Genomic DNA, 26871 nt, shown 5'->3' on the forward strand with positions numbered 1-26871 from the left:
CGGATCACCCGGTCGGCCGCCCCCTCGGGCAGGTCGGCCGCCGCGCTGCTCGAATGTGAGACGAGCCCTGCCCACTCGGCGTCAGAGCGGGCCCGTCCACCCCCGGGAGCGCGCGTGTCCTCAGTCAACAGCCAACGGGCGGCCGGCGAGGCCCACCTCGGCCACGTGGTGTTCATCTCGGCGGCCGCCGCCATGGGCGGTTTCCTGTTCGGCTACGACAGCGCGGTGATCAACGGCGCCGTGACGGGCATCCAGAAGCACTTCGGGGTCGGCCACGGCACCACCGCCTTCGTGGTGGCGATCGCGCTGCTCGGCTCAGCGGTGGGCGCGGTGATCGCCGGCCGGCTCGCCGACCGCCTCGGCCGGGTCCGCACGATGCTGCTGGCCGCCGCCCTGTTCGCGGCCAGCGGCATCGGCTCGATGTTCCCGCCGAACATCGAGACCCTCGCCACCTGGCGCGTGGTCGGCGGCATCGCGATCGGCATCGCCTCGGTGATCGCCCCGACCTACATCGCCGAGGTCGCCCCGACCGCGTACCGCGGCCGGCTCGCCTCCTTCCAGCAGATGGCGATCGTGCTCGGCATCACCGTCTCCCAGCTCGCCAACTGGGCCCTCAACCAGGCCGCCGGCGGCGAGTCCACCAACCACCTCGGCGGCATCCAGGCCTGGCAGTGGATGCTCGGCGTCGAGGCCATCCCGGCCCTGGTGTACGGGCTGATGGCGCTCGCCATCCCGGAGTCGCCGCGCTTCCTGATCGCCGACCACCGCGAGGAGCAGGCCCGCAAGGTGCTGGTCGAGGTCGAGGGCGAGGGCGTGGACCTGGACGCCCGGGTCGCGGAGATCCGCTCGGTGCTGGAGTCCAGCCACAAGCCCCGGATGAAGGACCTGATGGGCGGCCGCTTCGGCCTGCTGCCGATCGTCTGGGTCGGCATCGGCGCCTCGGTGTTCCAGCAGTTCGTCGGCATCAACGTGATCTTCTACTACTCGTCCCTGCTGTGGCAGTCGGTCGGCATCAACGAGTCCAACTCGCTGCTGATCAGCCTCTCCACCTCGATCATCAACGTGATCGGCACGGTGATCGCGATGGCCCTGGTGGACCGGATCGGCCGCAAGCCGCTCGCCCTGGCCGGCTCGATCGGCATGGCGGCCGCGCTGGGCACCGCCGCCTGGGCGTTCTCCTACCGGGAGGGCACCGGCGACACCGCCACCCTGGACAACACCCACGCCACCGTCGCCCTGGTCGCCGCGCACGTCTTCGTGCTCTGCTTCGCCTTCTCCTGGGGCGTGGTGGTCTGGGTCCTGCTCGGCGAGATGTTCCCCAACCGGATCCGCGCGCTGGCGCTGTCCGTCGCCGCCTCGGCGCAGTGGATCGCCAACTGGGCGATCACCGTCAGCTTCCCGGACCTCGCCGACTGGAACCTCTCCGCGACGTACGTCATCTACGCGGCCTTCGCGCTGCTCTCCATCCCGTTCGTGGCCTTCTGCATCAAGGAGACCAAGGGACGCGCCCTGGAGGAGATGGGCTGACCCGGACCGCCCCGCCGAACTCCCGCCGCTCGCGGCCCGACCCACCGAGAGGAAGCCATGCCTGACCAGGGCGGCTCCCGGCAGAACGTCACCTTCCCGAGCAACGGCCGTACCGCGCACGGCTACCTGGCCCGCCCGCCGCAGGGCGTCGGACCGGGCCTGGTGGTGGTGCAGGAGTGGTGGGGCCTGACCTCGCACATCGCCGACATGGCCGACCGCTTCGCCGCCGAGGGCTTCACCGTCCTCGCCCCCGACCTGTTCGGCGGCGCCACCACCCACGACGGCACCGAGGCGGCCCGCTTCCGGCGCGAGCTGCCGGTCGACCGGGCGGTGGAGGACCTGGCCGGGGCGGTCGACCACCTGCTCGCGCTGGACGGCGTGGTCGGCGACGCGGTCGGCGTGGTCGGCTTCTGCATGGGCGGCGGCTTCGCCCTGCTGCTGGCCGCCCGGGCCGGCGACAGGGTGGCCGCCGTGGTCCCGTTCTACGGCCTGCCGCCCGACCCGGACTTCGACTACCGCGGCCTGACCGCCCACGTGCTCGGCCACTTCGGCGAGCTGGACGGCTCGATCCCGATGGCCGCCGTGGACGAGGCGGCGATCCGGATCGGCGAGGCCACCGACGTCCGCCCGGAGATCCACTTCTACCCGGCCGGGCACGCCTTCATGAACGACGAGAACCTGATCGGCACCTACGACCCGCTCCAGGCCCGGATCGCCTGGCGCCGCACCGTCACCTTCCTCTGGGGCCACCTCGGCTGACGGGGCCGGCACGGCCGACGGAGCAGACCTCGACGTACGGGGCCACCTCGGCCGACGGGGCGGACTCGGCCGACGGGGCAAGCTCGGCTGAAACCCCACCCTTCCGACGCCCCGGTACGACAACCGGATGGACACCCGTACGCCCCCACGGCATAGTCTCCGGGTGCCGACCCCACCCTCACGCCGCTTCGCCTGGGCGAGCCGCAACTTCCGCATCCAGACCGCCGCCACCGTGGTCAGCGGCCTCGGCAACGCCGGCGCCCCCATCGCCACCGCCTTCGCCGTGCTCGGCACCGGCGGCACCACGACAGAGGTCGGCTACGTCACCGCCGCCCGGCTGGTGCCCACCGTCCTGCTGATGGTGGTCGGCGGCACCCTCGCCGACCGCCTGCCGCGCCACCTGATCATGGTCGCCGCCAACGTGTTCAGCGGGGTCTCCCAGGCCGCCCTGGCCGCCCTGGTGCTGACCGGTGACGTCCGGCTCTGGCAGATGCTGGCGCTCTCCGCGGCCGGCGGGGCCGGCTACGCCCTCTACTCCCCCGCCTCCGGCGGCATGATCATGCAGGCCGTCCCCCAGGAGCACGCCGCCCGCGCCTTCGCGGTCTTCCGGATGGGCCTCAACGCCTCCCAGATCGGCGGCGCCGCCCTCGGCGGGGCGCTCACCGCCCTCGTCGGCCCGGGCTGGGTGCTCGCGCTGGACGCCCTGTGCTTCCTGGTCGCCGCCGCCCTCCGCTTCTTCCTGGAGCCGGAGAAGGCCCCCGCGTCCTCCGGCAGCAGCATGCTGCGCGACCTGCGCGAGGGCTGGCGGGAGTTCGCCTCCCGCCGCTGGCTCTGGGTGATCGTGCTCCAGTTCTCGGTGCTGGTCGCCTGCATCAACGCGGTCGAGTCGGTGTACGGGCCGACCGCCGCCAAGGAGCGGCTCGGCGGGGCGGGCGCCTGGGGCCTGGCGATGGCCGCCTACGGCGTCGGCCTGGTGGCCACCGGCGTGCTGATGACGCGCTGGCGGCCGCGCCGGATCCTGCTGGTCGGCAACTGGGGGGTCTTCCTGTTCGGCGTGCCCGCCCTGGCCCTCGCCGCCGAGGCGCCGCTGCCGCTGCTGGTCGTCGCGATGTTCCTGTCCGGCGTCGGCGTGACCGTCTTCGGCGTCAACTGGATGGTCGCGCTCCAGCAGGAGATACCCGAGGAGATGTTCTCCCGGGTCACCGCGTACGACGAGCTCGGCTCCTACTCGCTGGCCCCGGTCGGCACCGCGCTGGCCGGCCCCGCCGCCGTGGCGCTCGGCCTGTCGGGCGCGCTCTGGGCGTGCGCCGCCGCCTGTCTGGTGCTCAGCGCGGTCGTCCTGCTGGACCCGCAGGTACGCCGGCTGAGCCGTCGGGGCACGACGGACGCACCGGTGCCCGTCAGCGAGCCCGCGCCCGCTCCGTGAGCCCCCTGTGCGCCCCGCGTGCGCCCGCCCGTGGGCAACCGCCGGTGCGCGGGTGACGTCCGAAGTGTCAGGAAACACCACCGTCTCCGAGGGGCCACCGGTGCCGAAGCCACTGCTGTTCCTGGACGTCGACGGCGTCCTCAACCCGGTCCGCCCCCACCCGGACGCCGGGTTCGACACCCACACCCTGTTCGGCTACACCGTCCTGCTGTCCGCCCGGCACGGCACCTGGCTGCGCGAGCTCGCCGGAACGTACGACCTGGTCTGGGCGACGACGTGGGAGGAGAACGCGAACACCCACATCGCCCCGGCGATCGGCCTGGACCCGCTCCCGGTGGTCACCTTCACCGGCTACGTCCCGCAGCCCGGCGACCCGCGCGTCCCGCTGATGGAGCTGTTCTCCGCCGCCAAGTGGGCCCCGCTGCTGCGCTACGCCGCCGGCCGGCCGTTCGCCTGGGTGGACGACGTCATCCCGCCGCGGCTGGTCCGCCGCTCCCGGTTGCGCCGGGACCGCCTGCTGCTGCCCGTCGACCCCGGCGAGGGCCTGGAACGCCGACACGTCGACCGGCTGCTCGCCCGTCCGCCGCGCGGCCGGGCGCGGTCGCTCAAGGGGTCGGCAGCCAGCTGACGTGCCCGGCCAGCAGCGCGTACCCGACAAAGGCCACCGTGTCGATCAGCGCGTGCGCCACCACCAGCGGCATCACCCGCCCCCAGCGCCGGTACAGCAGGCAGAACACCGCGCCCATCACCATGTTGCCGACCAGCCCGCCGACCCCCTGGTAGAGGTGGTACGAGCCGCGCAGCACCGAACTCGCGGCCACCGCCGCCGGCCAGGACCACCCGACCTGCCCCACCCGGCGCAGCAGGTAGCCGAGGACGACGACCTCCTCCAGGATCGCGTTCTGCCAGGCCGACAGCAGCAGCACCGGCACCCGCCACCACACGTCCGGCAGCCCGGACGGCGCCACCGTCAGGTTGTACCCGGCCGCCTGCGAGGCCAGGTAGAGCGCCAGCCCCGACCCGCCGATCGCGGCCGCGACGGCGGCGCCCCGCCCCAGGTCGCGCAGCTTCTGCCCGAGGTCGAAGCCCAGCACCCGCAGCGCGACGCCCTCGCGCACCAGCAGGTACCCGACCAGCACCACCGGCATCAGCCCGCGCCCGATGTAGTACAGCTGCCACACCAGGTCCAGCCAGGGCCGCCCGGGCGCCCGCGAGCCGTTCAGCGTGGCGACCTGCTGGCCGAGCTTGAGCGGTTCGGTGAGCGAGCCGGTGAAGCTGATCAGCGCGCTGATCCCGCTGGCCCCGAGCGAGAGGCCGAGGACGATCAGCAGTTCCGCGCCGAACAGCCGACGGGTGGGCTTCGCGGTCTCCGGCGCGGTCGGGACGGTGGTCACGGGGGCTCCAGCGGACGGGCGGTCGCTCCGGCCGTCGGCCGACCGCCGGAGCGATCATCCTGACACAGCCGCCGGACCGCCCCGACGGGGAGGGCTCAGCCCACCGGCCAGGTGTGCACCGGCTCGCCGCCGCGCATGAGTTCGGCGTAGCGCCTGGTCATCGCCGCGAGCGCGGCCGGCCGGTCCATCCCGTACTGCTCGCGCAGCCGGTGGAAGGTCGCGGTCTGCCAGGACGCGCCGTTGGTGCGGCGCAGGCAGCGCTGCTCGATGATGCCCAGGTAGCGGTCCCGGTCGGCGGGCTCCACGCCCCACTCGTCCAGCCCCTGGTAGGCCATCGGCAGCAGCTCGTTGAGCACCAGGTCGACCGCGGACACGGTCTGCAGCCCGCCGCCGCGCCCGGCCCGCCCCGAGCGCGGCCACTGGAACACCGCGTCGATGCCGTACCGGGCGCCCTGCTGGAAGTTCTCGTCCGCCCGCTCGAACGGCAGCCGGGTCCAGATCGGCCGGGGCTGCTCGGCCAGCACCCGCACCAGCCCGTAGTAGAAGGCGGCGTTGGCGAGCGTGTCGGCGACCGTCGGCCCGGCCGGCAGCGCCCGGTTCTCCACCCTCAGGTGCGCCACCCCGCCCGCGATGTCGTACACCGGGCGGTTCCAGCGGTAGATGGTGCCGTTGTGCAGCCGCATCTCGGCGAGCCTGGGCGCGCCGCCGGAGGCCAGCACCTTCATCGGGTCCTCGTCGTCGCAGATCGGCAGCAGCGCGGGGAAGTACCGCAGGTTCTCCTCGAACAGGTCGTACGCCGAGTCCACCCAGCGCTCGCCGAACCAGGTGATCGGGCGCACGCCCTGGGCCTTGAGCTCCGCCGTACGGGTGTCACAGGCCTGTTGGAAGAGCACCGGACGGGTCTCCCGCCACAGCTCCCGCCCGAACAGGAAGGGCGAGTTGGCGCCGAGCGCGAGCTGCGGCCCGCAGATCGCCTGGGCCGCGTTCCACACCGAGGAGAACCGCTGCGGGGTCACCTGGAGGTGCAGTTGGAGCGAGGTGGCGGCGGCCTCGGCCACCATGGTGATCGACTCCAGCTGGAGGTGCTCAACGCCCTCGATGTCCAGCGCGATGTCCTCCCCGCGGGCGGCCAGGATCTGGTCGCTGAGCAGGCTGTACCGCTGGTTGTGGCTCATCGCGTCCAGCCCGGTGTGGGCGTGCTCCAGGGTCGGCAGGATGCCCACCATGACGATCCGGGCGCCCGCCTCGGCCGCCTGCCGGTCGGCGTAGCGCAGCCCGGTGTCGATCTCCTCGCGCAACTCCTCGAACACGTGCCCGCAGAGCCGGTGCGGCGTGATGTTGACCTCGATGTTGAAGCGCCCCAGTTCGGTCTGGAAGTCGCTGGAGCCGATCGCGCTCAGCACCTGCGCGTTGTTCATGGCCGGCAGGCCCTGCTCGTCGGCCAGGTTGAGCTCGATCTCCAGGCCCATCACCGCCCGCGGCCGGTCGAAGCGGTCCTCCCGGATCATCCGTCCGAGCACGTCCAGACACGTGTGGAGCTTGCGCCGGTAGAGCTGCCGGTCCGCCAGTTCCGCCCGAGTCGCCACGACCTTCTCGCCCACGGTCCCCTCCTCCAGAGCCACCCCGTCGAGCACCCGGTCGACCGACCGTGCAAGCATGATGCCCACCGCGAAGATCGATACCCGAACGTGCGTACTGGCTTGCAATGCAAGGCATCTGACGGAAAATCAGACGAACTGTGGACTTGCCCGACACCACAGCCTGTGATAAACAGATCACCCTGCGCACCTGTTCGAATTCGCACAGCGCTCCGGCCGGTCCGCCTCGCCCCGAAAGCCCTCGTCGAGGCGGCGACCGCGCCGGCACCGCGATCCTGCACAACCGGACACGGCCCGGCCCCGTCACCGACGACGCGTCGCCCCGCCACGCCGGTATGCCGCACTCGCACGCCGATCTCGCTTGGAGAGGCGGACCCCGCCATGACTCTGCAAACCCCCCAGCCCCCGCCGAGCGCCCTGCGCGCCGTCCTGGGCGCGCTCGACTCGGAGACCGCGCTGCGCCAGCCCGCCGCCGCAGCACTGCGCCATCCGACCGGCCCACTGCTCCCCGCCCACCCGCTCGCGGTGCACGTCCTGAACGGCCCGCGCCCGGAGCTGCCGGCCGCCCGCCGCACCGGCTGGCGCTTCCTGATCAAGGACGGCGCCGAGGTGGCCGCCGCCGCCGAGGTGGTGCAGAGCGCCGAGGGCCACAGCTTCTCCCACTTCACCGCCGGCCCCTACCTCGACTCGACGGTCCGGGCCCTGCGCGAGGCCTGGCAGCTCGCCCAGGGCTCCCGGACCCGCCGGCAGCCCCGGCTGCTGACCTTCCCCGGCCAGTACGCCACGGCGCTCTGGCTGCACAACCCCGACGCCGACCCGGACGGCGACCTCCTGATCCCCCTGGCCCCGGCCCCGCTCGGCGTCGCCGCGCACCGCGCCCGGCCGGCCGCCGAACTGCTGCCGCTGCTCGCCCGCGCCCCGCTCGCCGGGCCGCTGCTGCTCGGCACCTCCTGACCCGCCGACGCCCCACGGGCCGCCGGGCCCACCCGCCCGGCGGCCCTCGACCGCGCCCGCGCGCCCGCTCCCAAACCCTCACCCGAACGGTGACCACCCGTCCGGGCCATTCGGCATGGCCCCAATGGGCCATGTCCCGACTGACCCACCGGTGCGCCTTTTCCCGTCGGCCCCACCTGAACGGGTGATCTCTACCCGGGAGTTGTGGCGCATGTCACGAAATCCCTGCGCGCGGCTCCCGGGATGCCGACACTGGGAACCAGCGTGGAAGGACCCCCTGTCCTACCCACTTGGGCGCCGGCCCACACTTGGCCGGCGCGCGGACAGGATCCGACCACCGCGGCGGCCCCGGACGGCACCACCTCCGGCGACCGCACCACGGGGAGGATCGCAGAGCGAAGCGAGGGTACGCATGTGCCAGCACCGTCCTGAGTGCCCGACGGCCGAGTCCGAGGACCGCGAGGCGGCCGTATCGGTGGCCCGTCACCCGGAGCAGGGCTGGAGCCTGCTCTGCAACGGCGTCGTCCTGTTCGAGGACACCGGCGAACTGCTGCCCGACGGCCGGGTGATCGCCCCGCGCCGCCCCGTCGCCCACGCGGCCTGACCACCCGGTCCGACCGTACGGCGGGGGCAGCCGCCGACCAGCGCAGACGGGCAGGGCCCCGGCGGAGAACTCCGCCGGGGCCCTGCCGTCCGACCCGGACCTCCTGGGCCCGGTCGGGTCAGACGCCGTACTCGTCCAGCGGCGGGCAGGAGCAGACCAGGTTGCGGTCGCCGTACGCGCCGTCGATCCGGCTCACCGGCGGCCAGTACTTGTCCGCCGGGTTCACGCCCGCCGGGAAGACCGCCTCCTGCCGCGAGTAGCCGTGCGCCCAGTCGCCGGCCAGCGTGGCGGCGGTGTGCGGGGCGTTGCGCAGCGGGTTGTCGTCGGCCGCCCACTCGCCCGAGCCGACCTTGTCGACCTCGGCCCGGATGGTGATCATCGCGTCGCAGAAGCGGTCGATCTCGTGCAGGTCCTCGGACTCGGTCGGCTCGATCATCAGCGTGCCGGCCACCGGGAAGGACATCGTCGGCGCGTGGAAGCCGTAGTCGATCAGGCGCTTGGCGATGTCGTCCACCGTCACGCCCGTCTCCTTGGTCAGCGGGCGCAGGTCGATGATGCACTCGTGCGCGACCAGCCCGCCCGGGCCGGTGTAGAGCACCGGGAAGTGCGGCGCCAGGCGCTTGGCGATGTAGTTGGCGTTCAGCACCGCGACCTGGGTCGCGTGCTTGAGGCCCTCGCCGCCCATCAGCCGGACGTACGCCCAGGAGATCGGCAGGATGGCCGCCGAGCCCCACGGCGCGGCCGAGATCGGGCCCACGCCGGTGGCCGGGCCGGCCTCCGGCTGCAGCGGGTGGTTCGGCAGGTACGGCGCCAGGTGGGCGCGCACCGCGACCGGGCCGACGCCCGGGCCGCCACCGCCGTGCGGGATGCAGAAGGTCTTGTGCAGGTTCAGGTGCGAGACGTCCGCGCCGAACTTGCCCGGCTTGGCCAGGCCGACCAGGGCGTTCAGGTTGGCGCCGTCCACGTACACCTGGCCGCCGGCCTCGTGCACCAGGGCGCAGATGTCGGTGATCTGGGTCTCGTACACGCCGTGGGTGGACGGGTAGGTGACCATCAGCACGGCGAGGTTGTCGCGGTGCTGCTCGATCTTCGCCTTCAGGTCCTCGACGTCCACGTCGCCGTCGACCAGGGTCTTCACCACGACCACGCGCATGCCGGCCATCACCGCGGAGGCCGCGTTGGTGCCGTGCGCCGAGGACGGGATCAGGCAGACGTCGCGCTGGGTGTCGCCGTTGGCGTGGTGGTAGGCGCGCACGGCCAGCAGACCGGCCAGCTCGCCCTGCGAGCCCGCGTTCGGCTGGATCGACACGGCGTCGTAGCCGGTCACCTCGACCAGCTGCTGCTCCAGCTGGCGGATCAGGGTCAGGAAGCCCTGGGCCTGGTCGATCGGCGCGAAGGGGTGCAGCTGGCCGAACTCCGGCCAGGTCACCGCCTCCATCTCGGTGGTCGCGTTGAGCTTCATGGTGCAGGAGCCCAGCGGGATCATGCCGCGGTCCAGCGCGTAGTCCCGGTCCGACAGGCGGCGCAGGTAGCGCAGCATGGCGGTCTCCGAGCGGTGGCTGTGGAAGACCGGGTGGGTCAGGTACTCGTCCTCGCGCAGCAGCGCGGCGGGCAGCGCGTCGGCGGCCTCGGCGACCTCGACGGCGGGGACGCCGAACGCGGCCCAGACGCCGGCCAGGTGCTCGCGGGTGGTGGTCTCGTCGGTGGAGACGGAGATCCGGTCCGCGCCGTCCTGGTGGACGTTGATGCCGTTGGCGCGGGCGGCGGCGGCGATCTCGGCGGCGCGGCCCGGGACGACGGCGGTGACGGTGTCGAAGAACTCGCCGTGCAGCAGCTCGACGCCGCCGGCCCGCAGGCCCTCGGCGAGGGCCGCGGCGTAGCGGTGGGTGCGGCGGGCGATGTCGGCCAGGCCGTCGGGGCCGTGGTAGACGGCGTACATCGAGGCCATCACGGCGAGCAGCACCTGGGCGGTGCAGATGTTGCTGGTGGCCTTCTCGCGGCGGATGTGCTGCTCGCGGGTCTGCAGCGCCAGGCGGTAGGCGCGGTTGCCGTCGACGTCGACGGAGACGCCGACCAGGCGGCCGGGCAGCGAGCGGGCGAACTCGGCGCGCACCGACAGGTAGCCGGCGTGCGGACCGCCGAAGCCCATCGGCACGCCGAAGCGCTGCGAGGTGCCGCAGGCGATGTCGGCGCCCAGCGAACCCGGGGACTTGAGCAGGGTCAGCGCGAGCAGGTCGGCGGCGACGGCGACGATCGCGCCTAGGCCGTGCGCCTGCTCGATCACCGCGGTGAGGTCGCGGACCACACCGGTGGCGCCCGGGTACTGGAGCAGCACACCGAAGACGCCGCGCTCGACGATCTCGGCCGGGATGCCCTCGGACAGGTCGGCGACGACGACCTCGACACCGGTCGGCACGGCACGGGTGTTGATCACCGCGACGGTCTGCGGCAGGGTCTCGGCGTCGACCAGGAAGACGCCGCCCTTGACCTTGGTGACGCGGCGGGCCAGCGCCATCGCCTCGGCGGCCGCGGTGCCCTCGTCCAGCAGCGAGGAGCCGGAGGTCGGCAGGCCGGTCAGGTCGGAGACCAGGGTCTGGAAGTTGAGCAGCGCCTCCAGGCGGCCCTGCGAGATCTCCGGCTGGTACGGGGTGTAGGCGGTGTACCAGGCCGGGTTCTCCATGACGTTGCGCAGGATCACCGGCGGGGTGAAGGTGCCGTAGTAGCCCAGGCCGATCATCGGCTGGAGCACCTGGTTGCGGCCGGCCAGCTCGCGCAGCTCGGCGAGGACCTGGGCCTCGGTCCGGCCCGCGGGCAGGTCCAGGGCGGTGATGGAGCGGATCGCCTCGGGCACCGCGGTGGCGGCGAGCTCGTCCAGCGAGCCGTAGCCGACGGACGCCAGCATCTTCTCCTGCGCGGCGGCGTCGGGGCCGATGTGGCGGTTCTCGAAGGGGCTGGCCAGCTCAAGCTCGGTGAGGGTCGAGGCGCCGGTGGGGCGTCCCGCGTTCGGCTGGGCGTTCATGGTGGTCGAGGCCTCCTGGTCACGGACCGGCGGGGGTACGCACGCCGGCCGGCCTCGCCGCTGCGGACAGCGGACGAACCTGGGCGGGCGGACCCGACAGGCCTCCCCCTCTGTCATCGGGACCTGAGAGCTTCACCCGCACGGGGCGCTGTGGGCGCTCCGTCGGCTTGCACCGTCGGTGAGGGTGGTGATCGCCGGCTTCCGCGCCGACGCTCCTGCCCTGCTTTCCAGAGTGACCTACCCCACACGGTACGGATGCCTGAGAGATTCCGGGGAGGAGTTGCTCCTTCGGCGCTCCGACCAGCGGCTTTCGCAGTCGGAGACTCTCCCGAGCGGGCTCTGCGGTCGTCGCCCAGGGTACCAGCGGGAGGCCCCCCGATCACGGGTGCGTCAGGTCGTTCGGGGTCTACGCGCGTCCCCCGGACGGTCCAGCGCGCAGCCCGTCCGGCGCACCCCGCTCGCGTCCGTCCGATTCATGGCTTTTGGTGTGAAGTGGCGGACGGAACGGGTGCTCCGGCCGCCTTCCTGCGGGAGTTCCGCAAGCTCAGCGCACGGGAGGAAAGAGTGCAGACCGACATCGACCCCCGGGACCTCATCGGTCACAAGGCCGTCGACCGCAACGGAGACAAGATCGGCACGGTCGACGAGGTCTACCTGGACGACGCCACCGGCCGGCCCGAGTGGGCCGCGGTCCGGACCGGCATCTTCGGCCGGGACGCCTTCGTCCCGCTGACCACGAGCGAGTTCGCCGGCGACGAGCTCCGGGTGCCGTACGACAAGTCGCTGGTGAAGGAGTCGCCGGACTTCGGCGTCGGCCAGCACCTGTCCCCCGCCCAGGAGCTCCAGCTGTACCGCTACTACGGGCTCGACACCCCGATGGACGGCCGCCCGAGCCACGAGAACGGGAGCCGGCCCAAGCAGGCCGACCTCGACTTCGGCACCACGGCGGCGGCCGCCGCCGCCACGACGACCGCGGCGGCCCCGGCGAAGTCGCTCACCTTCCACACCCCCGAGCGCTCCCCCGAGCCCGTTCCCGAGCCCGCCCCGGCCAGAGCCCCCGTCGCCACCGCCCCGCCCACCGCCGCCGTCACCGCCGCGGTCGCCGACAGCACCAGAACCGCCCCGGAGGCCGACATGCGGATGCTCAGCACCCCCGAGGCCACCACCGCCACCCCGGCGGCCGCGCCCGTCGCACCCACCGTGGAGCCGAGGCCGCAGTCGCAGCCCGCCCCCGCGCCCGCGCCCGCGTCTACGCCCGCCCCGGCGGCGACCGTCAGCGCCGCGCACGCCGACGGCGCCCCGTCCGCCCCCAGCGGCCCGGTCGAGATCACCTGCCGCGAGGAGCGGCTGGAGGTCACCACCGAGTGGCACACCCTCGGCACCGCGAAGCTGCGCAAGTACGTGACGACCGAACAGGTCGAGCGCCGCATCCCCGTGGTCCACGAGCGCGTCCGGGTCGAGCGGATGCCGGTCAGCGACGCCGAGCGCGCCACGCTCAGCGAGAAGGACATCGCCGAGGCCGTCGAGGAGGTCACCCTCCGCGAGGAGCGCGCGGTGGTCCGCAAGTACCTCGCGCCCGTCGAGCGGGTCCGCCTGGTCGTCGAGCGCTACACGACGGAGGAGGTGGTCCGGGAGGAGCTCCGCCGCGAGCACGTCGAGGTCCACGACACCACCGCCACCCAGAACACCTCCCCGGCCGGCTCGACCCCGCCCCCCGCCTCACCCCCCGCCACCGACTCACCCCGCCCGGCCGCACTGCGCCCGCTCGTCTGACACCACCCGCGAAGAGGGGCCCCGGACACCGTCCGGGGCCCTCTCGCACACCCACTGCAGGCGCCCCTCCCCGCCCCCGCCACCCCCACCACGGCCCTTGTCACGTACCCGACCGTTCACCTTTGCCAAAACTTAACCACTCGATATTTGACACTCTGAAGTATCTCCCTGCATGGTTACTTCAGTTCATTCACTATGTACGGGAGGAAGCAACCGTGAGTGAGGCACCACAGCCCACCACCGCGGCCGAGAAGCAGAGCAGCGCCCGGGTCCTGCCGGCCCTCATCCTGGCGATGCTGTCGTTCAGCGTGGTGCAGACCGCGGTCGTCCCGATCCTGCCCTCGCTGGCCAAGGAACTGCACGTCTCCGCGTCCAGCGTCACCTGGCTGATGACCGCCAACCTGCTCTCCGCAGCCGTGCTGACTCCCCTCCTGGGCCGCTTCGGCGACCTCCGGGGCCGCAAGCCGATGCTGCTGATCTCGCTGGCCGGCCTGGTCGCCGGTTCGGCGCTGGCGGTCAGCACCCACTCCTTCACCTGGCTGGTCGTCGCCCGTGTCCTCCAGGGCGCCGGCGGTGGCGTCCTGCCGCTGGCGATCAGCATCGTCCGTGACGAGCTGCCCAAGCAGAAGGTGACCGGCGGCGTCGCCGCCATCAGCGCCTCGATGGGCGTCGGCTCCGGCCTCGGCCTGGTCGCGACCGGTCTCCTGCTGGAGCACTGGAACTACAAGTCGATCTTCTGGATGGGCCTGGTCTTCGGCCTGATCGCGATCGCCCTGGTCGCCTTCCGCGTCCCGACCGACCCGGTGACCGACAAGGAGGGCGGCGCCGACCCGCTGGGTGCCCTCACCCTGGCCGGCTGGCTCTCCGCGCTGCTGGTCGCGGTCAGCCAGGGCAACCACTGGGGCTGGACCTCCAACAAGACGCTCGGCCTGTTCGCCGTCGCCGCCGTGGTCGCCCTGATCTGGGGGATCATCGAGACCAAGGTCGCGCACCCGCTGGTGGACATGAAGATGATGGCCCGTCCGGCCGTCGCCTTCACCAACGTGGCCGGCCTGCTCATCGGCTTCGGCATGTACGGCTCCTTCATGGTCATCAGCAACTTCGCCCAGACCCCGGAGAAGCTGACCCACTACGGCTTCACCGCCAGCGTGCTGCACGCCGGCCTCCTGCTGCTGCCGTCCGCGATCGGCTCGATGGTCGCCGCCCCGGTCGGCGCCCTGCTGATCGCCCGTCGCGGCCCGCGCCTGCCGCTGGTCCTCGGTGGCGTCCTCGGCGCCATCGCGATGGCCTACCTGGCCGTGCGCCACGGGCACGAGGGCGACATCTACACCGCCTCGGCGATCTTCGGTCTCGGCGTGGGCCTCGCCTTCGCCGCGATGCCGGCCTACATCAACGGCGCCGTCCCGGTCGAGCAGAGCGGTATCGCCAACGGCATGAACTCCGTGCTGCGCACGGTCGGTGGCGCGATCGGCACCGCCGTCATGGCCGCCATCCTGACCGGCGACACCATGAAGCTGCCGCCGCAGATCCCGCTGTCGCTGCCCACCCTGGACGCCTACAAGCACGCGTTCTGGACCGCGGCCGTGGTCTGCGTCGTCGCCGGCGTCGTCCCGTTCCTGATCCGCGGCACCAAGTCGGCCGCCACCGCGACGGTCGTCGGCGGCTCGGCCCAGCAGGACTCCAGCCCCGAGCTGGTCAAGACCGACGCCTGACGAGGCGTCCGGCCCCCGCGCTCAGGGACAGGGCGCGGGGCCCGGTCCCCGTACATCGTGAGGGCATCACGAACGCACGGGGTCCGGCACGGTGATCGGCCCCACCCGGTACTCCCCCACCGGGTGGGGCCGCTTCGCGTTTCAGGCTCCTTCCCCCGGCCCGCCGTTCCCCTCCGACACACCGTCCGGCCCCTCGTCCGGCCCCTCGTCCCGGCGCAGCGGCAGCGGCCGGGACGGTTCGAGCGCCGGGTCGTCCACCGCGAAGGTCCGTACCCGCCCCGGCCCGTCCCACGGCGTCTCGAACCGTACGGTGACCCTCCCGACGCCGCTGCCCTGCACCCAGCCCGGACCGAACTCCTCGTGCCGGACGTCCTGTCCGGGCACCCACCGCCGCACCACGACCGCCTCCGGCTCCGCCTCGGCCTCCTCGGCCTCGGCCGCCGCCTCCGCGTGCTCCGCGGCCTCCTCCCGCAGCGCCTGGGCGAACAGGTCCTCCTGGGTGTAGTCGGCGAGTTGGGCGACGCCCACGCCGAGCAGCCGGACCCCGCCGGTGATCTCCACCTGCTCGGCCAGCCGGCGCGCGGTCGCGGTGATCACCGCCTCGTCGTCGGTGGGCCCGCCGAGCGTCTCCGAGCGGGTCAGCGTCGAGAAGTCGAACCGCCGGACCTTGAGCACCACCGTCCGCCCCGAGCGCCCGGCCGCCCGCAGCCGCCGTACGCACCGGCCGGCCAGGGCCTCCACCTCGCGCAGCACCCGTTCCCGGTCGGCCAGGTCCACCTCGTAGGTGTCCTCCACCGACACGGACTTGGCGTCCTGGTCGGCGATCACCGGCCGCTCGTCCAGCCCTATGGACATCTGGAAGATCCCGGCGCCGTGCGCCCGCCCGACCAGCTGCACCAGCTCCGCCTCCCCCGCCTCCGCGAGGTCGGCCACCGTGCTCAGCCCGGCCCGGCGCAGCACCTGTTCGGTGGCCGGCCCGATCCCGGGCAGCGCCCGCACCGGCATCGGGCCGAGCACGGCCCGCTCCTGCCCGGGCTCGATCATGACCAGTCCGTCCGGCTTGGCCTGCTCGGAGGCGATCTTGGCCATCAGCTTGGACCCGGCCGCCCCGACCGAGCCGGTCAGGCCGGTCGCCCGCTGGATGTCCGCCCGTAGGTCCTCTGCGAGCGCGAGGACCAGCCGCTCGCCGGTCTCGTGGTCCGCCTCCAGCAGCGCCGGTCCGTACGGGCCTGCCTCCAGGTCCACGAAGGCCTCGTCCAGGCTGAGCGGCTGCACCAGCGGGGACAGCTGCCGCAGCAGCCCCATCACGATCTCGCTGTTCTGCCGGTAGGCCTCGAACCGCCCCGCCAGGAAGGCCGCGTTGGGGCAGAGCCGGCGCGCCTGCGCCATCGGCATCGCCGAGTGCACCCCGAACCTGCGCGCCTCGTACGAGGCCGTGGAGACCACCCCGCGTCCGCCGAGCCCGCCGACGACCACCGGCTTGCCACGCAGGCTGGGCTTGGCCGCCTGCTCCACCGCCGCGAAGAAGGCGTCCATGTCGAGGTGGATGATGCTCGGCAGAGATCGCACCCGCCGATCATCGCGTACGGGTCCGACAGTGCGTACGAACCGGGCCGGAGGCCCCGCTCCCGGCCCCCGTCGCTACTGCTTCGCGGCCTCCGCCAGCGCCTTCGGAATGCCGTCCTCCCGGGGCCCGAGGAACACCGGGTCCGGCCGCAGCCAGGCGTTGGCCGCCGCCTTGCCCGCCCCGGCGACCTCCCGCAGCCCGCCGTACAGCCAGGTCGCGTCGTGCAGTTCCGGCACCCCGACCGCGTACGAGCGGATGCCCGCCGCCTCGCACAGCGCCAGCGCCCGGCGGACGTGGAAGTCCTGGCTGACCAGCACCGCGTGGTCCACCCCGAAGATCCGGCGCGCCCGGGTGCAGGAGTCCCAGGTGTCGAAGCCCGCGTAGTCCCGCACCACCCGGTCCTCGGGAACGCCGTTCCGGGTCAGGTAGTCGTACATCGCGTCGGGCTCGGAGTACTCGACCCGCCCGTTGTCCCCGGTCACCAGGATCGCCTGCACCTTCCCCTCCCGGTACAGGTCCACCGCCGCGACCAGCCGGTGCTCCAGGTACGGGGAGGGCTTGCCCTGGTACAGGCCGGCCCCGAAGACCACCGCGACCGGCGCGGCGGGCGCGCTCTCCACGGTGCCCACCCGGTCCCCCGCGGCGAACCACACCCAGGCGCTCGGCGCCAGCGCCAGCGAGCAGAGCACCGTTCCGACCTGGAACACCCTGCGCTGCGTCCGCCGCTGCCGCAGCCGGGCCCCCAGCAGTCCGGCCCTGCGCCGCAGCAGCCCCGATATACCGGTACCGACTCCCACGTGCCCTCCCTCGATCACGTCAACCGGGGAACACGACGGGGCCGCGGGTCCGAACGGTTCCCCGTCCGGGCCCGCGGCCCCGTCGAACGCCTGCTCAGACCGCCCGGTTGCGCCGCTGGGCCAGCTCGTCGGCCGGGTCGTGCCCGACCATCGTCTCGCCGGTGTCGGTGCGCTCGGCGTGCAGCCGCCCGAGGGTGAGCTCCAGCTCCTGCCAGACCGCTCCGACCGCGATGCCGAAGACCCCCTGACCGCCCTTCAGCAGGTCCACCACCTGCTGCGGCGTCGTGCACTCGTACACCGTCGCGCCGTCGCACATCAGCGTCATCCCCGCCAGGTCGGCCTGGTCGGCGGCCTGGAGGTGGGCGACCGCCACCCGGATGTTCTGCAGCGAGACACCCGCGTCGAGCAGCCGCTTCACGATCTTCAGCAGCAGGATGTCGCGGAAGCTGTAGAGCCGCTGGCTGGTCGACGGGTACGCGGTGCGGACGCTGGGCTCCAGCAGTCCGGTGCGGGCCCAGTAGTCCAGCTGACGGTAGGTGATGCCGGCCGCCGCACAGGCCGTCGGGCCCCGGAAGCCGAGCAGGTCGGACGTCGGGGCCAGCCGTTCGATGGCCGGCTGGCCCGCCTGTACGGCCGGGAACCTGCCGACCCGGGGGAAATCCGTGACGGTGCGAGCGGTGCGCGGCATGTGCACGGCGCACCGGCCTCCCACGGCCGCGTCATCGCCGGTGCTGCTCATGCCTGCCTCCGTCCACTTGTGCTGCGGGCAACCCGACTGCGGGCATCGGCCACCCGGACAGCCACTCCTGACGGTAGGCAGTCCCCTATGACCCGTCAACGATCGCCACGCCGGGCCAGACAAACCACTTCACTCAGGAGAGTGGTTTTTCGTGCCCCTAGTGTGGGTAGATGGACGGATTTTGGCAAAACGATGGGCCGAAAGGCCGCACGGTCGGGCCCCGCTACTGCGGGCCGCTGCCGCCGAAGTCCTCGGGCGACACCTGGTCGAGGAACTCGCGGAACTTCTCGACCTCGTCCTCCTGCTCGTCCGGGATCGCGATGCCCGCCTCGGCGAGCACCTCCTCGCTCCCGTAGATCGGCGTGCCGGTGCGCAGCGCCAGCGCTATGGCGTCGGACGGCCGCGCGCTCACCTCGACCCCGCCGGCGAACACCAGCTCGGCGTAGAACACGCCCTCCCGCAGGTCGGTGATCCGGACCTCGGTGAGCTGCTGACCGAGCGCCTCCAGGACGTCCTTGAAGAGGTCGTGCGTCAGCGGGCGCACCGGCGTCATGCCCTGCTGGGCGAAGGCGATCGCGGTCGCCTCGCCGGGGCCGATCCAGATCGGCAGATAGCGATCTCCCCCGACCTCCCGCAGCAGCACGATCGGCTGGTTGGAAGGCATCTCCACTCGGACACCCACGACGTCGAGCTCATTCACACAGGCAACCCTATGGCTCCGCTCCCGGATATGAAAGCGCAGGGCCGACGCCGCTGGTCAGCGCGGTGCGGCCAGGGCGCGCCGCGGGCGGCACGCGCTATCCGCGCGTCCGCATCCCGGCCTGGACCATGGCCGCGTGCAGCCGTACGGACAGCGTCGCGAGCTCCCGGGCGGTGGCCTCCGCGTGCGCCCTGGTCTGCGGGTTCCGGTGCCGGCGCAACGGCGCCACCACCTGTTCCACCAGCGCGATCTCGCGGTCCGCCGCGGCCTTCATGGCGCGAAGGTGCCGGGGCTCCAGCCCGTACCGGCCGAGCTCCGCGACCAGCCGGGCCACCTGGAGCGCCTCGCCGTCGTAGCCGCCGTCCGGTCCCGGGGCGACGAGCCCGTAGGACTCCCACTCGGCCAGTTCCGGCTCCCCGGCCTCAGCCGCCGCGAGCAGTTCGGCGCGCCCCAGCCGGACGCCGGAGGGCACCTCTCCGCCGGCCACCAGCTCCCGGTCCGCCTCCTCCAGCGGACCGGGCCGGGTGTCGGCGGCGGAGGGCAGCGCGGGCGGGTTCTCACCGCGCTCGATGGCGTCCAGGTGCTCCCGGATCACCCGCAGCGGCAGGTAGTGGTCCCGCTGCATGCGCAGGACGTAGGCCAGCCGCTCGACGTCGGCCGGGCTGAACTTGCGGTACCCCGAGGGCGTGCGCTGCGGCTCGACCAGTCCCTCCGCCTCCAGGAAGCGGATCTTGGAGATGGTGACCTCGGGGAAGTCGTCGCGCAGGAAGGCCAGCACCGCGCCGATGCTCAGCAGCTCGTCACCGCCGCGCCGACGGCCGGCGGGCCGCTCGGCCCGGACCGGCTGCCGCGGGCCCGCGACCACCCCGCGTCCGCCGCGGTCCGCCTGCGGACCGGGCGGGGTTGGGGTGGCCGCCCCGAGAGAAGAGGAAGGGGTATTCGTATTCACTCGGGCTCCTGCCGACGTCGTTTTCAGTACCCCCGGTTGTGGCCGGCGAAGAACACCAGCCGGTACTTCCCGATCTGCACCTCGTCGCCGTTGTTCAGCGGCACCTCGTCGATCCGCTCCCGGTTCACGTAGGTGCCGTTGAGGCTGCCCACGTCCGCGACGCTGAAGCCGGCCGGGGTGCGGCGGAACTCCACGTGGCGGCGCGAGACCGTGACGTCGTCGAGGAAGATGTCACCCTGCGGGTGGCGACCCGCCGTGGTGACGTCCGAGTCCAGCAGGAACCGGCTGCCGGAGTTCGGACCGCGCTGCACGATCAGCAGGGCCGAGCCCGGCGGCAGCGCGTCGATCGCCGACAGCACCTCGGCCGACAGGGCCGGCGTGGCGCCGGTGCCGGTCGTGGTGGTGGGGTCGTACGACTCCAGGCCGGAGATGGAGATGGTCGACGTGGTCTCCGCCGCCCCCTCCGGAAGCAGGCCGCCGCGCAGCGCCGTGCCGCAGTTGGAACAGAACCGGGCCGCGGCCGGGTTCCGGTTGCCGCACCTGGGGCACGGAGTGGGGCCAGCCATGTTCACAGCCTCCTGGCGCGGCACACCCGACGGGTTGTGCCCGGCGTACGGATCCGGGGCAAACCCTCCACCAGAGGTTGAGGGTCCTGACGGGAAACCTATGCGCGGCTCGCCGGAGGGGTCAACCGACGCGCCGTAGCCCGCCTGATTCCCCGCGTACTGGGCGGCGCCGCCGTCCCGGTACAGCTGCTGACCTGCGTACGGCGCGGCCTCGGGGGCCGGGCGCATGCCCGGCACTGCGGGCTCGTCCTCCGGTCGGCGGTGACGCGCGGTGGGCGCCTCGACGGCGGCGGCGTCACGGCCCTTGTTACGACCGAACAACTTCGAGAAGAAACTCACGGGCGAATCCCCTTGCGTGTGACAGACCCGCCCGCGGGGCAGGGTGAGAACCTCGGACATGCTGCGGGCCCGGTCGTTGCGGCTCGGGCCCGCTGGAGTGGTACTCCGGCGGTTGGTACTGCGGTTGTTGCTCCGGAGCGTACTGGTGCGAACCAGTCTCGCCCATGTGACGGCGGCGCCCCGCAGCGGGTGCCGCCCGCCCTTGACGGGCCGTTCGCCGGGCGCCCCGTCACTTCGAAGCCGGCTTGGCGTACTGCGGCGACTTCGGGTCCACGAGGGCGTCGACGACCACCTTCTGCTGCTGGGCGATCGTCGCCCGCGCCTGGTGGCTCTCCAGCGTGCGGACGACACCTCCCGGGATGTTCAGCGCGGGTGTCAGATCCTGCGGGTTCCCCACGACCGTGAAGCGGTAGGGCTGCGAGACCTTCTTCCCGTCGATCTGCACCCCACCGGCCGACAGGTCGGTGAAGTAGGTGTTGACCACCACGCGCACATCGTTGATCTGAATCGCCTCCGCCCCCGCCGCTCGAAGTTCTTGCAGGGTGTCCAGCAGCATATCTGCCTTCACCTGCCCTTGGGGATCATCGACCGTGAGTACGATGCCCGGACCAGTGGCTTTGACGGTGCCGGCGAGCACGCCGAGCTCCGTCGCCTTCTTCCTGGTCTGCTCCTGGGCCTCCTTGGCCTGGTTGGAGCTGTTCTCCAACTTCGCCAGGGACTGCTCCAACTCCGCCTTCTCCTGCTGAAGACGTTGCTGACGGCTGTCCAGTTCATCGAGGATCCGCACCAGGTCCTCCTGGCGGGCCCCGCGGAGCTGACTGTGGTGGTCGTTGGTCGACCGCACCTGGATCGCCAGCCCCAGGCCGAGCGAGAACAGCAGCAGCGCCACCACCAGCTGCCCGCGCGACAGCCGCGGCGGCCAGAGCGCCGCCTTCAGGCGCCGCCGGCCGGCACTCCGGTCCGCGACGGGCTCGGGCTCGGGTTCCGGCTCGGACTCCGCTTCCGGTGCGGGCTCCGGGTCCGGCACGGGCTCGGGCGTGGGCTCGGGCTCAGCGGCAGGCGCGGACTCCGGCTTCGCCCCGGTCTTCGGCTCGGCCCCGGGGGCCGGCGCGGTGACCTTCGTGAGCCGCAGCATCGGCTCGGGCACCGAACCGGCCTCAAGCTCAGCCTTAGCGTCAGACTTCTCCGCCGAGGCGACGACGGGCTCCACGGCCTCGGCGGTCTCCCCGGCCGTCCCGGCAGCCTCGTCCGCGTCCGCCGCACCGTCCGTCCGAGGTGCGTCCACGACCTCCCGGACGGGCTTCGAAACCGCCTTCTCGACCGCTTTCCCGCCCGGCTCTCCAGCCGGTTTCCCGGCGGCCGGCCCGGCCACCGCCGCCTCCCGCCCGTCCTCCGCCGCGGGCTCGCGGCCCGGCTCAGGCACGGAAGACATGGCGCCGGATCGCGGCCGCGTTGGAGAAGATGCGGATGCCGAGGACGACGACCACGCCGGTGGACAGCTGCGAGCCGACGCCCAGCTGGTCACCGAGGAAGACGATCAGTGCCGCGACCACCACGTTCGACAGGAACGAGACGATGAACACCTTGTCGTTGAAGATCCCGTCGAGCATCGCCCGGACGCCGCCGAACACGGCGTCCAGCGCCGCCACCACCGCGATCGGCAGGTACGGCACGACGGCGTCCGGCACCTCGGGTTGGACGAAGAGGCCGACGACCACCCCGATCACAAGACCCAGTACGGCAATCACGGTCTGGCTGCTCCTGTCCCTGTCGTGGTCTTGGTGGTTCCGGTCGGCGGACGCCGCTTGGCGGTGGAAGCACCGCTGGTCGGGGCCGACGAGGCGGAAGCGGAAGGCGAGGCCGACGGTGAGACGGACGCGCCGGGGCTCTCCTGGGTTCCGGCTCCGGCCGGCGCCGTTGCGCCCGCGGTCGCCGGGGGCGAGGCCTCGGGCGTCACCGGCTGCGCGGTCCGCAGCGTCACCCCCACCGCCGCCGGCAGCGTCAGGTTCTTCTGCACGGAGAGCGTCGACTTGATGCCGTACTGCTCCTGGAGCAGCCGCAGGTACTGCCCGGCCATGTCCTTCTCGAAGGCGGTGAGGAGCTTCGAGCCGTCCCCGATCGCCTGGATGTTGTACGGCGGCACCAGCGGCCGGTTGTCCACCAGCACCGCCTCGCCCGCGGCCCGGATCGCGGACAGCGCGGTCAGCCGCTGGCCATTGATCGCGATCGCCTCGGCCCCGGATCCCCAGAGGCCGTTCACCACCAGCTGCAGGTCGCGGTCCCGCAGCCGGCCGCTGTTGGAGAAGCCCTGCCCGGCCCTCGGGTCGACGTTGCCGCCGCTGCCCGTGCCCGCGGCGTCCTCCAGGACCAGCTTCACGCCCGGCCCGGTGACCTGGCCCAGGCCCACGGCCCCGCTCACCCCGCCGGGATCGGCGTCGCCCGAGGCGAGCGCCTGCTGCTGCGTGCTGTCGACCTTGAGCCGCAGCTCCTGCACCTGCTTCTGCAACCGGTCGGCCGAGGTGTTGCTGTCGTTGATCCGGTGGATCAGCGCGTCCCGTTCCTTGGCCAGCGAGGGCTCGGCCTTGTGCGCGTTCACCGCGCCCACCGTCACCACCGCGCCGACCAGCGCCAGCCCCGCCCCGAGCGTCAGCAGCCCCGGCAGGGTCCCGGGTATCCGGCTGTCGCGGGCACCGCCGCGCGCGGCGGCCGCCTCCGCGTAGCCCTCGTCCAGGCTGTGGTCCATCACGTTGGTCAGCAAGGACATCGAGGCGTCCGGGCGGTTGTACCGTCCGTTCGGGGCACTCGGCGTCGGCGTCGCTGGCATGGAGACCATCGTCCCATGTCGTCGAGGGGGCCCGTGCACGGCCCCTGAGCTGCACACACGCTGCACACATGACGGAATGTGACGGAATATTCCGAATGATGTGAAAACGGACAGAGGGGCGCGCGGGTCACACCGCGCGCCCCGCCGTCCGAGGCGGTTCCGAGCTCAGCTCCTGATCGTGCTCAGTCCCGGTTCGTCACCGTCCCGCTCCGTCGACCACGGCCGCCCACTCGTCCAGCAGCGCCTCGGTGGCCTCGTCATCGGGGCCCTCCGCCCAGAGGTGGGTGACCGCCTCGGCCGGGTCCGGGAGCACCAGCGTCCAGCGCCCGTCCGCCTCGACCACCCGGACGCCGTCGGTGGTGTCCAGCCGACGGCTGCCGGCCGCCTCCACCACCGAGCGCATGACCATGCCCTTGGCGGCCCACGGCGTCGCGATGTCCCGGCGCCGGATGTGCGCCTGCGGGATCCGGGCGTCGATCTGGCTCAGCGTGAGCTGGGTCCGCGCCACCAGGCCGACCAGCCGGACGAACGCCGCGGCGCCGTCCAGCACCCCGCTGAACTCGGGCACCACGAAGCCGCCGCGCCCGTCCCCGCCGAACACCGTGCCCTCGGCGGAGGCCGCCTTCGCGAGGTCGTCCGGCGTCGTCGTGGTCCAGATGACCTGGGTGCCGTGGTACGCGGCGACCTGCTCGGCGATCCGGGTGGTGGTCACCGGCAGTGCCACCTGCCCGCTGCGCCGCTCGGCGGCGACCAGGTCCAGCAGCACCAGCAGGGCCCGGTCGTCGTCGATCACCCGCCCGAGCTCGTCCACGAACGCGACGCGCTCGCCCACCGGGTCGAACCGCACCCCGAAGGCCGCCCGCGAGGAGGCGACCAGCTCACCGAGCCTGGCCAGGCCGGCCCGCCGCGTTTCCGCGTCCTCGGTCGGCCGCGCCTCGTCCAGCCCGCTGGAGACGGTGAGCGCCTCGACCCCGAGTCGGCCCAGGATGCTCGGCAGGACGAGGCCCGCGCTGCCGTGCGCGGTGTCCACGACCACCTTCAGCCCGGCCTCCCGCACTCCGGTCGTGTCCACCGTCCGCAGCAGGTTTCCCGCGTAGGAGTCGAAGACGCTGGAGGGGAAGGTCAGGTCCCCGATCTCACCGGGGAAGGCCCGCCGGAACTCCTGGCGCGCGTAGACGCGGTCGAGCTTGCGCTGGCCGGCCTGCGAGAGGTCCGCCCCGCGCTCGTCGAAGAAGAGGATGTCCAGCGAGTCCGGCACACCCGGCGTGGTCCGCAGGAAGATCCCGCCCGCGCTCCCCCTCGCCGTGTGCTGCCGGGCCACCGGCATGGGCACGTTCTCGAGGTCGCGGACGTCGATCGCGGAGGTCTGGAGCGCCGAGATCATCGCCCGTTTGAGCGCACGCGCACCACGCGAGTGGTCACGCGCGATGGTGACGGTGGCACCCTTCTTCAGCGTCGTCGCGTACGCCCCCGCCAGCCGGACGGCCAGCTCCGGGGTGATCTCGACGTTCAGGATGCCCGAGACGCCTCGGACCCCGAACAGGTGCTCCTGGCCGCGCGACTCCCAGATCACCGAGGTGTTGACGACGGCGCCGGCCTCGATGGTCTTGAACGGGTAGACCCGGACGTTCGCTCCGATGATCGACTCCTCGCCGACCAGGCACTCGTCCCCGATCACCGCGCCGTCCTCGATCCGCGCGGCCCGCATCACGTCGGTGTTCTTGCCGACCACGCAGCCCCGCAGATTGCTCTGCGGCCCGACGTACACGTTGTCGTGCACCACCGCCCTGTGCAGGAACGCGCCGCGCTTGACGACCACGTTGCTGCCCAGCACGGTGTGCTCGCGGATCTCCACGCCGGCCTCGACCTTGGCGTAGTCCCCGATGTACAGCGGCCCGCGCAGCACCGCCTCCGGGTCCACCTCGGCGCCCTCGGCGACCCAGACCCCCGGGGAGATCTCGAACCCGTCGAGCTCGACGTCGACCTTGCCCTCCAGGACGTCCGCCTGGGCCTTGCCGTAGCTCTCGTGGGTGCCCACGTCCTCCCAGTAGCCCTCGGCGACGTACCCGTAGACCCGCTTGCCCTCCTTCAGGAGCTGGGGGAAGACGTCACTCGACCAGTCGACGGACTCGCCCGCCGCGACGTAGTCGAAGACCTCGGGTTCCATCACGTAGATACCGGTGTTCACCGTGTCGGAGAAGACCTGCCCCCAGGTCGGCTTCTCCAGGAACCGCTCGACCCTCCCCTCCTCGTCCGTGATCGTGATGCCGAACTCCAGCGGATTCGGCACCCTCGTGAGACAGACGGTGACCAGAGCGTTCTTACTGCGGTGAAAGTCGATCAATTCCGAGAGATTGAAGTCGGTCAACGCGTCACCGGAGATCACCAGAAAGGAATCGTCCTTGAGCGCGTCCTCGGCGTTCTTGACACTCCCCGCAGTGCCCAGTGGCGTCTCCTCGTGGGCATAGGTCAGATGCATGCCCAGCTCTTCGCCGTCACCGAAATAGTTCTTGACCAGCGACGCCAGGAACTGCACGGTGACGACGGTGTCGGAGAGGCCGTGCCGCTTCAGCAGCCGAAGCACGTGCTCCATGATCGGCCTATTGGCGACCGGAAGCAGCGGCTTCGGCATGCTGGAGGTCATCGGGCGGAGTCGGGTGCCCTCGCCCCCTGCCATTACAACGGCTTTCATTACGGGTGCGTCCTCCTTCGCGGTGGTGGACCGGCAGGTCCATCAAAGCGTTCCAGAAGGTTCTCTACCCGGAAGGTATCGTCCGACGCACCGAGGAGGCGTGGGGCTTCTCTCAGATCACGTCTCAGACTGTGGACGCCGGGCCCGCGGTGCTCCCCCGGACGATCTGCCGCGCCTGGACTGCGTAAAGAATCGCGGCCCACCAGTACAAGGTCGTCCCCCACCAGATGAACGCCCAGCTCACCACCTCGGCCGGCCGGGCGATCCAGCTGTCGACACTGCCGAGCAGCAGAAGCGGAAACGCGTACATCAGATTGAAGGTCGCGGCCTTCCCCAGGAAACTCGTCTGGAGCGGTCCGTAACCGCGCCGGGCCAGAATCGGCAGCAGGCCGGCGATGAATGCCTCACGGGCCAACAGGATCGCGGTGAGCCACCACGGCAGAATCCCACGCCACGTCAACCCGACCAGCGTGGACAGCACGTACAGCCGGTCGGCCAGCGGATCGAGCAGCTGCCCCACCCGGCTGATCTGCCCCCACCGGCGGGCGAGCTTCCCGTCCAGGTAGTCGCTGATCCCGCTCAACATCAGGATCAGCAGTGCCCAACCGTCATTGTTGGGCCCGTCGAAGACCGGCCACAGGATGAGCCAGAGGAAGAGCGGAACACCGACCAGCCGGCCCATGCTCAGCATATTGGGGATGGTGAGGACGCGATCGGTCTGGACCCGCGTCTCCTGGACCTCCACCCGGGGGGCCTCCTGTCCCGTGTGACGACAATTGCATGTTGACCCTACAACAGAGAAGCCCCCGACCGGTTCACCCGGCGGGGGCTTCTCTAGAAGAATTGTTCGGCGGCGTCCTACTCTCCCACAGGGTCCCCCCTGCAGTACCATCGGCGCTGTAAGGCTTAGCTTCCGGGTTCGGAATGTAACC

General features: G+C 72.3%; 22 protein-coding genes, 1 rRNA gene and 1 riboswitch. Of the genes, 8 read left to right on the forward strand and 15 right to left on the reverse strand.

Annotation, left to right across the window (positions count from 1 at the left end):
• Positions 1–114 precede the first annotated feature (114 nt).
• The 4 genes from ACFVU7_RS20920 to ACFVU7_RS20935 all read left to right on the forward strand — a co-directional run bounded on the left by ACFVU7_RS20920 (position 115) and on the right by ACFVU7_RS20935 (position 4340).
• Complete coding sequence (locus tag ACFVU7_RS20920; RefSeq protein ID WP_074004470.1) at positions 115–1527, forward strand: sugar porter family MFS transporter; 1413 nt, start codon at positions 115–117, stop codon at positions 1525–1527.
• A gap of 57 nt (positions 1528–1584) precedes the next feature.
• A complete protein-coding gene (locus tag ACFVU7_RS20925; protein ID WP_049655503.1) occupies positions 1585–2286 on the forward strand; it encodes a dienelactone hydrolase family protein in 702 nt (233 codons plus the stop codon).
• A gap of 163 nt (positions 2287–2449) precedes the next feature.
• Positions 2450–3712, forward strand: a complete 1263-nt coding sequence (locus ACFVU7_RS20930) for an MFS transporter (RefSeq protein WP_388046390.1) — start codon at positions 2450–2452, stop codon at positions 3710–3712.
• A gap of 100 nt (positions 3713–3812) precedes the next feature.
• Positions 3813–4340, forward strand: coding sequence for an HAD domain-containing protein (locus ACFVU7_RS20935; RefSeq protein WP_375875370.1), 528 nt, complete (start codon positions 3813–3815; stop codon positions 4338–4340).
• On the opposite strand, the gene ACFVU7_RS20940 is transcribed toward ACFVU7_RS20935, so the two are convergent.
• Positions 4318–5106, reverse strand: coding sequence for a CPBP family intramembrane glutamic endopeptidase (locus ACFVU7_RS20940; protein WP_049655508.1), 789 nt, complete (start codon positions 5104–5106; stop codon positions 4318–4320). The genes ACFVU7_RS20935 and ACFVU7_RS20940 overlap by 23 nt on opposite strands.
• A gap of 95 nt (positions 5107–5201) precedes the next feature.
• Positions 5202–6707: a glutamate--cysteine ligase gene (locus ACFVU7_RS20945; protein WP_049655516.1), complete on the reverse strand. Its 1506-nt coding sequence runs from the start codon at positions 6705–6707 to the stop codon at positions 5202–5204.
• Positions 6708–7085: 378 nt separating this feature from the next.
• On the opposite strand from ACFVU7_RS20945, the gene ACFVU7_RS20950 reads away from it, so the two are divergent.
• Both ACFVU7_RS20950 and ACFVU7_RS20955 read left to right on the forward strand, forming a co-directional pair.
• The gene (locus tag ACFVU7_RS20950; protein WP_074004468.1) at positions 7086–7658 is read left to right on the forward strand and encodes a hypothetical protein; all 573 of its coding nucleotides are present in this window, start codon (positions 7086–7088) and stop codon (positions 7656–7658) included.
• 412 nt (positions 7659–8070) lie between these two features.
• Positions 8071–8262 (forward strand): DUF5999 family protein, encoded by a 192-nt coding sequence (locus ACFVU7_RS20955; RefSeq protein ID WP_049659119.1) that lies wholly within the window; start codon positions 8071–8073, stop codon positions 8260–8262.
• A 118-nt stretch (positions 8263–8380) separates the two neighbouring features.
• Here the strand turns inward: ACFVU7_RS20955 and gcvP are convergent, their stop codons facing one another.
• Positions 8381–11281: an aminomethyl-transferring glycine dehydrogenase gene (gcvP, locus tag ACFVU7_RS20960; RefSeq protein ID WP_074004467.1), complete on the reverse strand. Its 2901-nt coding sequence runs from the start codon at positions 11279–11281 to the stop codon at positions 8381–8383.
• A gap of 237 nt (positions 11282–11518) precedes the next feature.
• Positions 11519–11622, reverse strand: a riboswitch (glycine riboswitch).
• 151 nt (positions 11623–11773) lie between these two features.
• Here gcvP and ACFVU7_RS20965 point away from each other — a divergent pair.
• A complete protein-coding gene (locus tag ACFVU7_RS20965) occupies positions 11774–13054 on the forward strand; it encodes a PRC and DUF2382 domain-containing protein (RefSeq protein WP_388046392.1) in 1281 nt (426 codons plus the stop codon).
• A 215-nt stretch (positions 13055–13269) separates the two neighbouring features.
• Positions 13270–14766 (forward strand): MFS transporter, encoded by a 1497-nt coding sequence (locus ACFVU7_RS20970; RefSeq protein ID WP_063780197.1) that lies wholly within the window; start codon positions 13270–13272, stop codon positions 14764–14766.
• 141 nt (positions 14767–14907) lie between these two features.
• Here ACFVU7_RS20970 and ACFVU7_RS20975 read toward each other — a convergent pair whose 3' ends face one another.
• From ACFVU7_RS20975 to rrf, 12 genes are all read right to left on the reverse strand, one after another.
• The gene (locus ACFVU7_RS20975; protein WP_388046394.1) at positions 14908–16335 is read right to left on the reverse strand and encodes a DNA polymerase IV; all 1428 of its coding nucleotides are present in this window, start codon (positions 16333–16335) and stop codon (positions 14908–14910) included.
• A 72-nt stretch (positions 16336–16407) separates the two neighbouring features.
• Positions 16408–17130, reverse strand: a complete 723-nt coding sequence (locus tag ACFVU7_RS20980; protein WP_388046396.1) for a vancomycin high temperature exclusion protein — start codon at positions 17128–17130, stop codon at positions 16408–16410.
• 94 nt (positions 17131–17224) lie between these two features.
• Positions 17225–17869, reverse strand: coding sequence for a MerR family transcriptional regulator (locus ACFVU7_RS20985; RefSeq protein ID WP_049653260.1), 645 nt, complete (start codon positions 17867–17869; stop codon positions 17225–17227).
• Between the two features lie 223 nt (positions 17870–18092).
• Positions 18093–18569 carry a bifunctional nuclease family protein gene (locus ACFVU7_RS20990; RefSeq protein WP_030303568.1) on the reverse strand — a complete coding sequence of 159 codons (477 nt, stop codon included), beginning with the start codon at positions 18567–18569 and terminating at the stop codon, positions 18093–18095.
• Between the two features lie 97 nt (positions 18570–18666).
• Positions 18667–19362 carry a MerR family transcriptional regulator gene (locus ACFVU7_RS20995; protein ID WP_198959445.1) on the reverse strand — a complete coding sequence of 232 codons (696 nt, stop codon included), beginning with the start codon at positions 19360–19362 and terminating at the stop codon, positions 18667–18669.
• A 179-nt stretch (positions 19363–19541) separates the two neighbouring features.
• Entirely contained in the window at positions 19542–20084 is a 543-nt protein-coding gene (locus tag ACFVU7_RS21000) for an FHA domain-containing protein (RefSeq protein WP_049653265.1), read from the reverse strand.
• A gap of 568 nt (positions 20085–20652) precedes the next feature.
• Positions 20653–21558 carry a DUF881 domain-containing protein gene (locus tag ACFVU7_RS21005; RefSeq protein ID WP_388046411.1) on the reverse strand — a complete coding sequence of 302 codons (906 nt, stop codon included), beginning with the start codon at positions 21556–21558 and terminating at the stop codon, positions 20653–20655.
• A 280-nt stretch (positions 21559–21838) separates the two neighbouring features.
• Positions 21839–22171: a small basic family protein gene (locus ACFVU7_RS21010; protein ID WP_030062488.1), complete on the reverse strand. Its 333-nt coding sequence runs from the start codon at positions 22169–22171 to the stop codon at positions 21839–21841.
• The gene (locus ACFVU7_RS21015) at positions 22168–23247 is read right to left on the reverse strand and encodes a DUF881 domain-containing protein (protein ID WP_380780574.1); all 1080 of its coding nucleotides are present in this window, start codon (positions 23245–23247) and stop codon (positions 22168–22170) included. The genes ACFVU7_RS21010 and ACFVU7_RS21015 overlap by 4 nt, the downstream gene beginning before the upstream one ends.
• Before the next feature lie 196 nt (positions 23248–23443).
• Positions 23444–25939, reverse strand: coding sequence for a mannose-1-phosphate guanyltransferase (locus ACFVU7_RS21020; protein WP_049653268.1), 2496 nt, complete (start codon positions 25937–25939; stop codon positions 23444–23446).
• A 124-nt stretch (positions 25940–26063) separates the two neighbouring features.
• A complete protein-coding gene (locus ACFVU7_RS21025) occupies positions 26064–26684 on the reverse strand; it encodes a CDP-alcohol phosphatidyltransferase family protein (RefSeq protein ID WP_049653270.1) in 621 nt (206 codons plus the stop codon).
• A 100-nt stretch (positions 26685–26784) separates the two neighbouring features.
• Positions 26785–26871: ribosomal RNA gene (rrf, locus tag ACFVU7_RS21030) — 5S ribosomal RNA — on the reverse strand; the annotation flags it as partial.

The sequence above is a fragment of the Kitasatospora sp. NPDC058046 genome (genome assembly GCF_042885595.1).
GTDB lineage: Bacteria > Actinomycetota > Actinomycetes > Streptomycetales > Streptomycetaceae > Kitasatospora.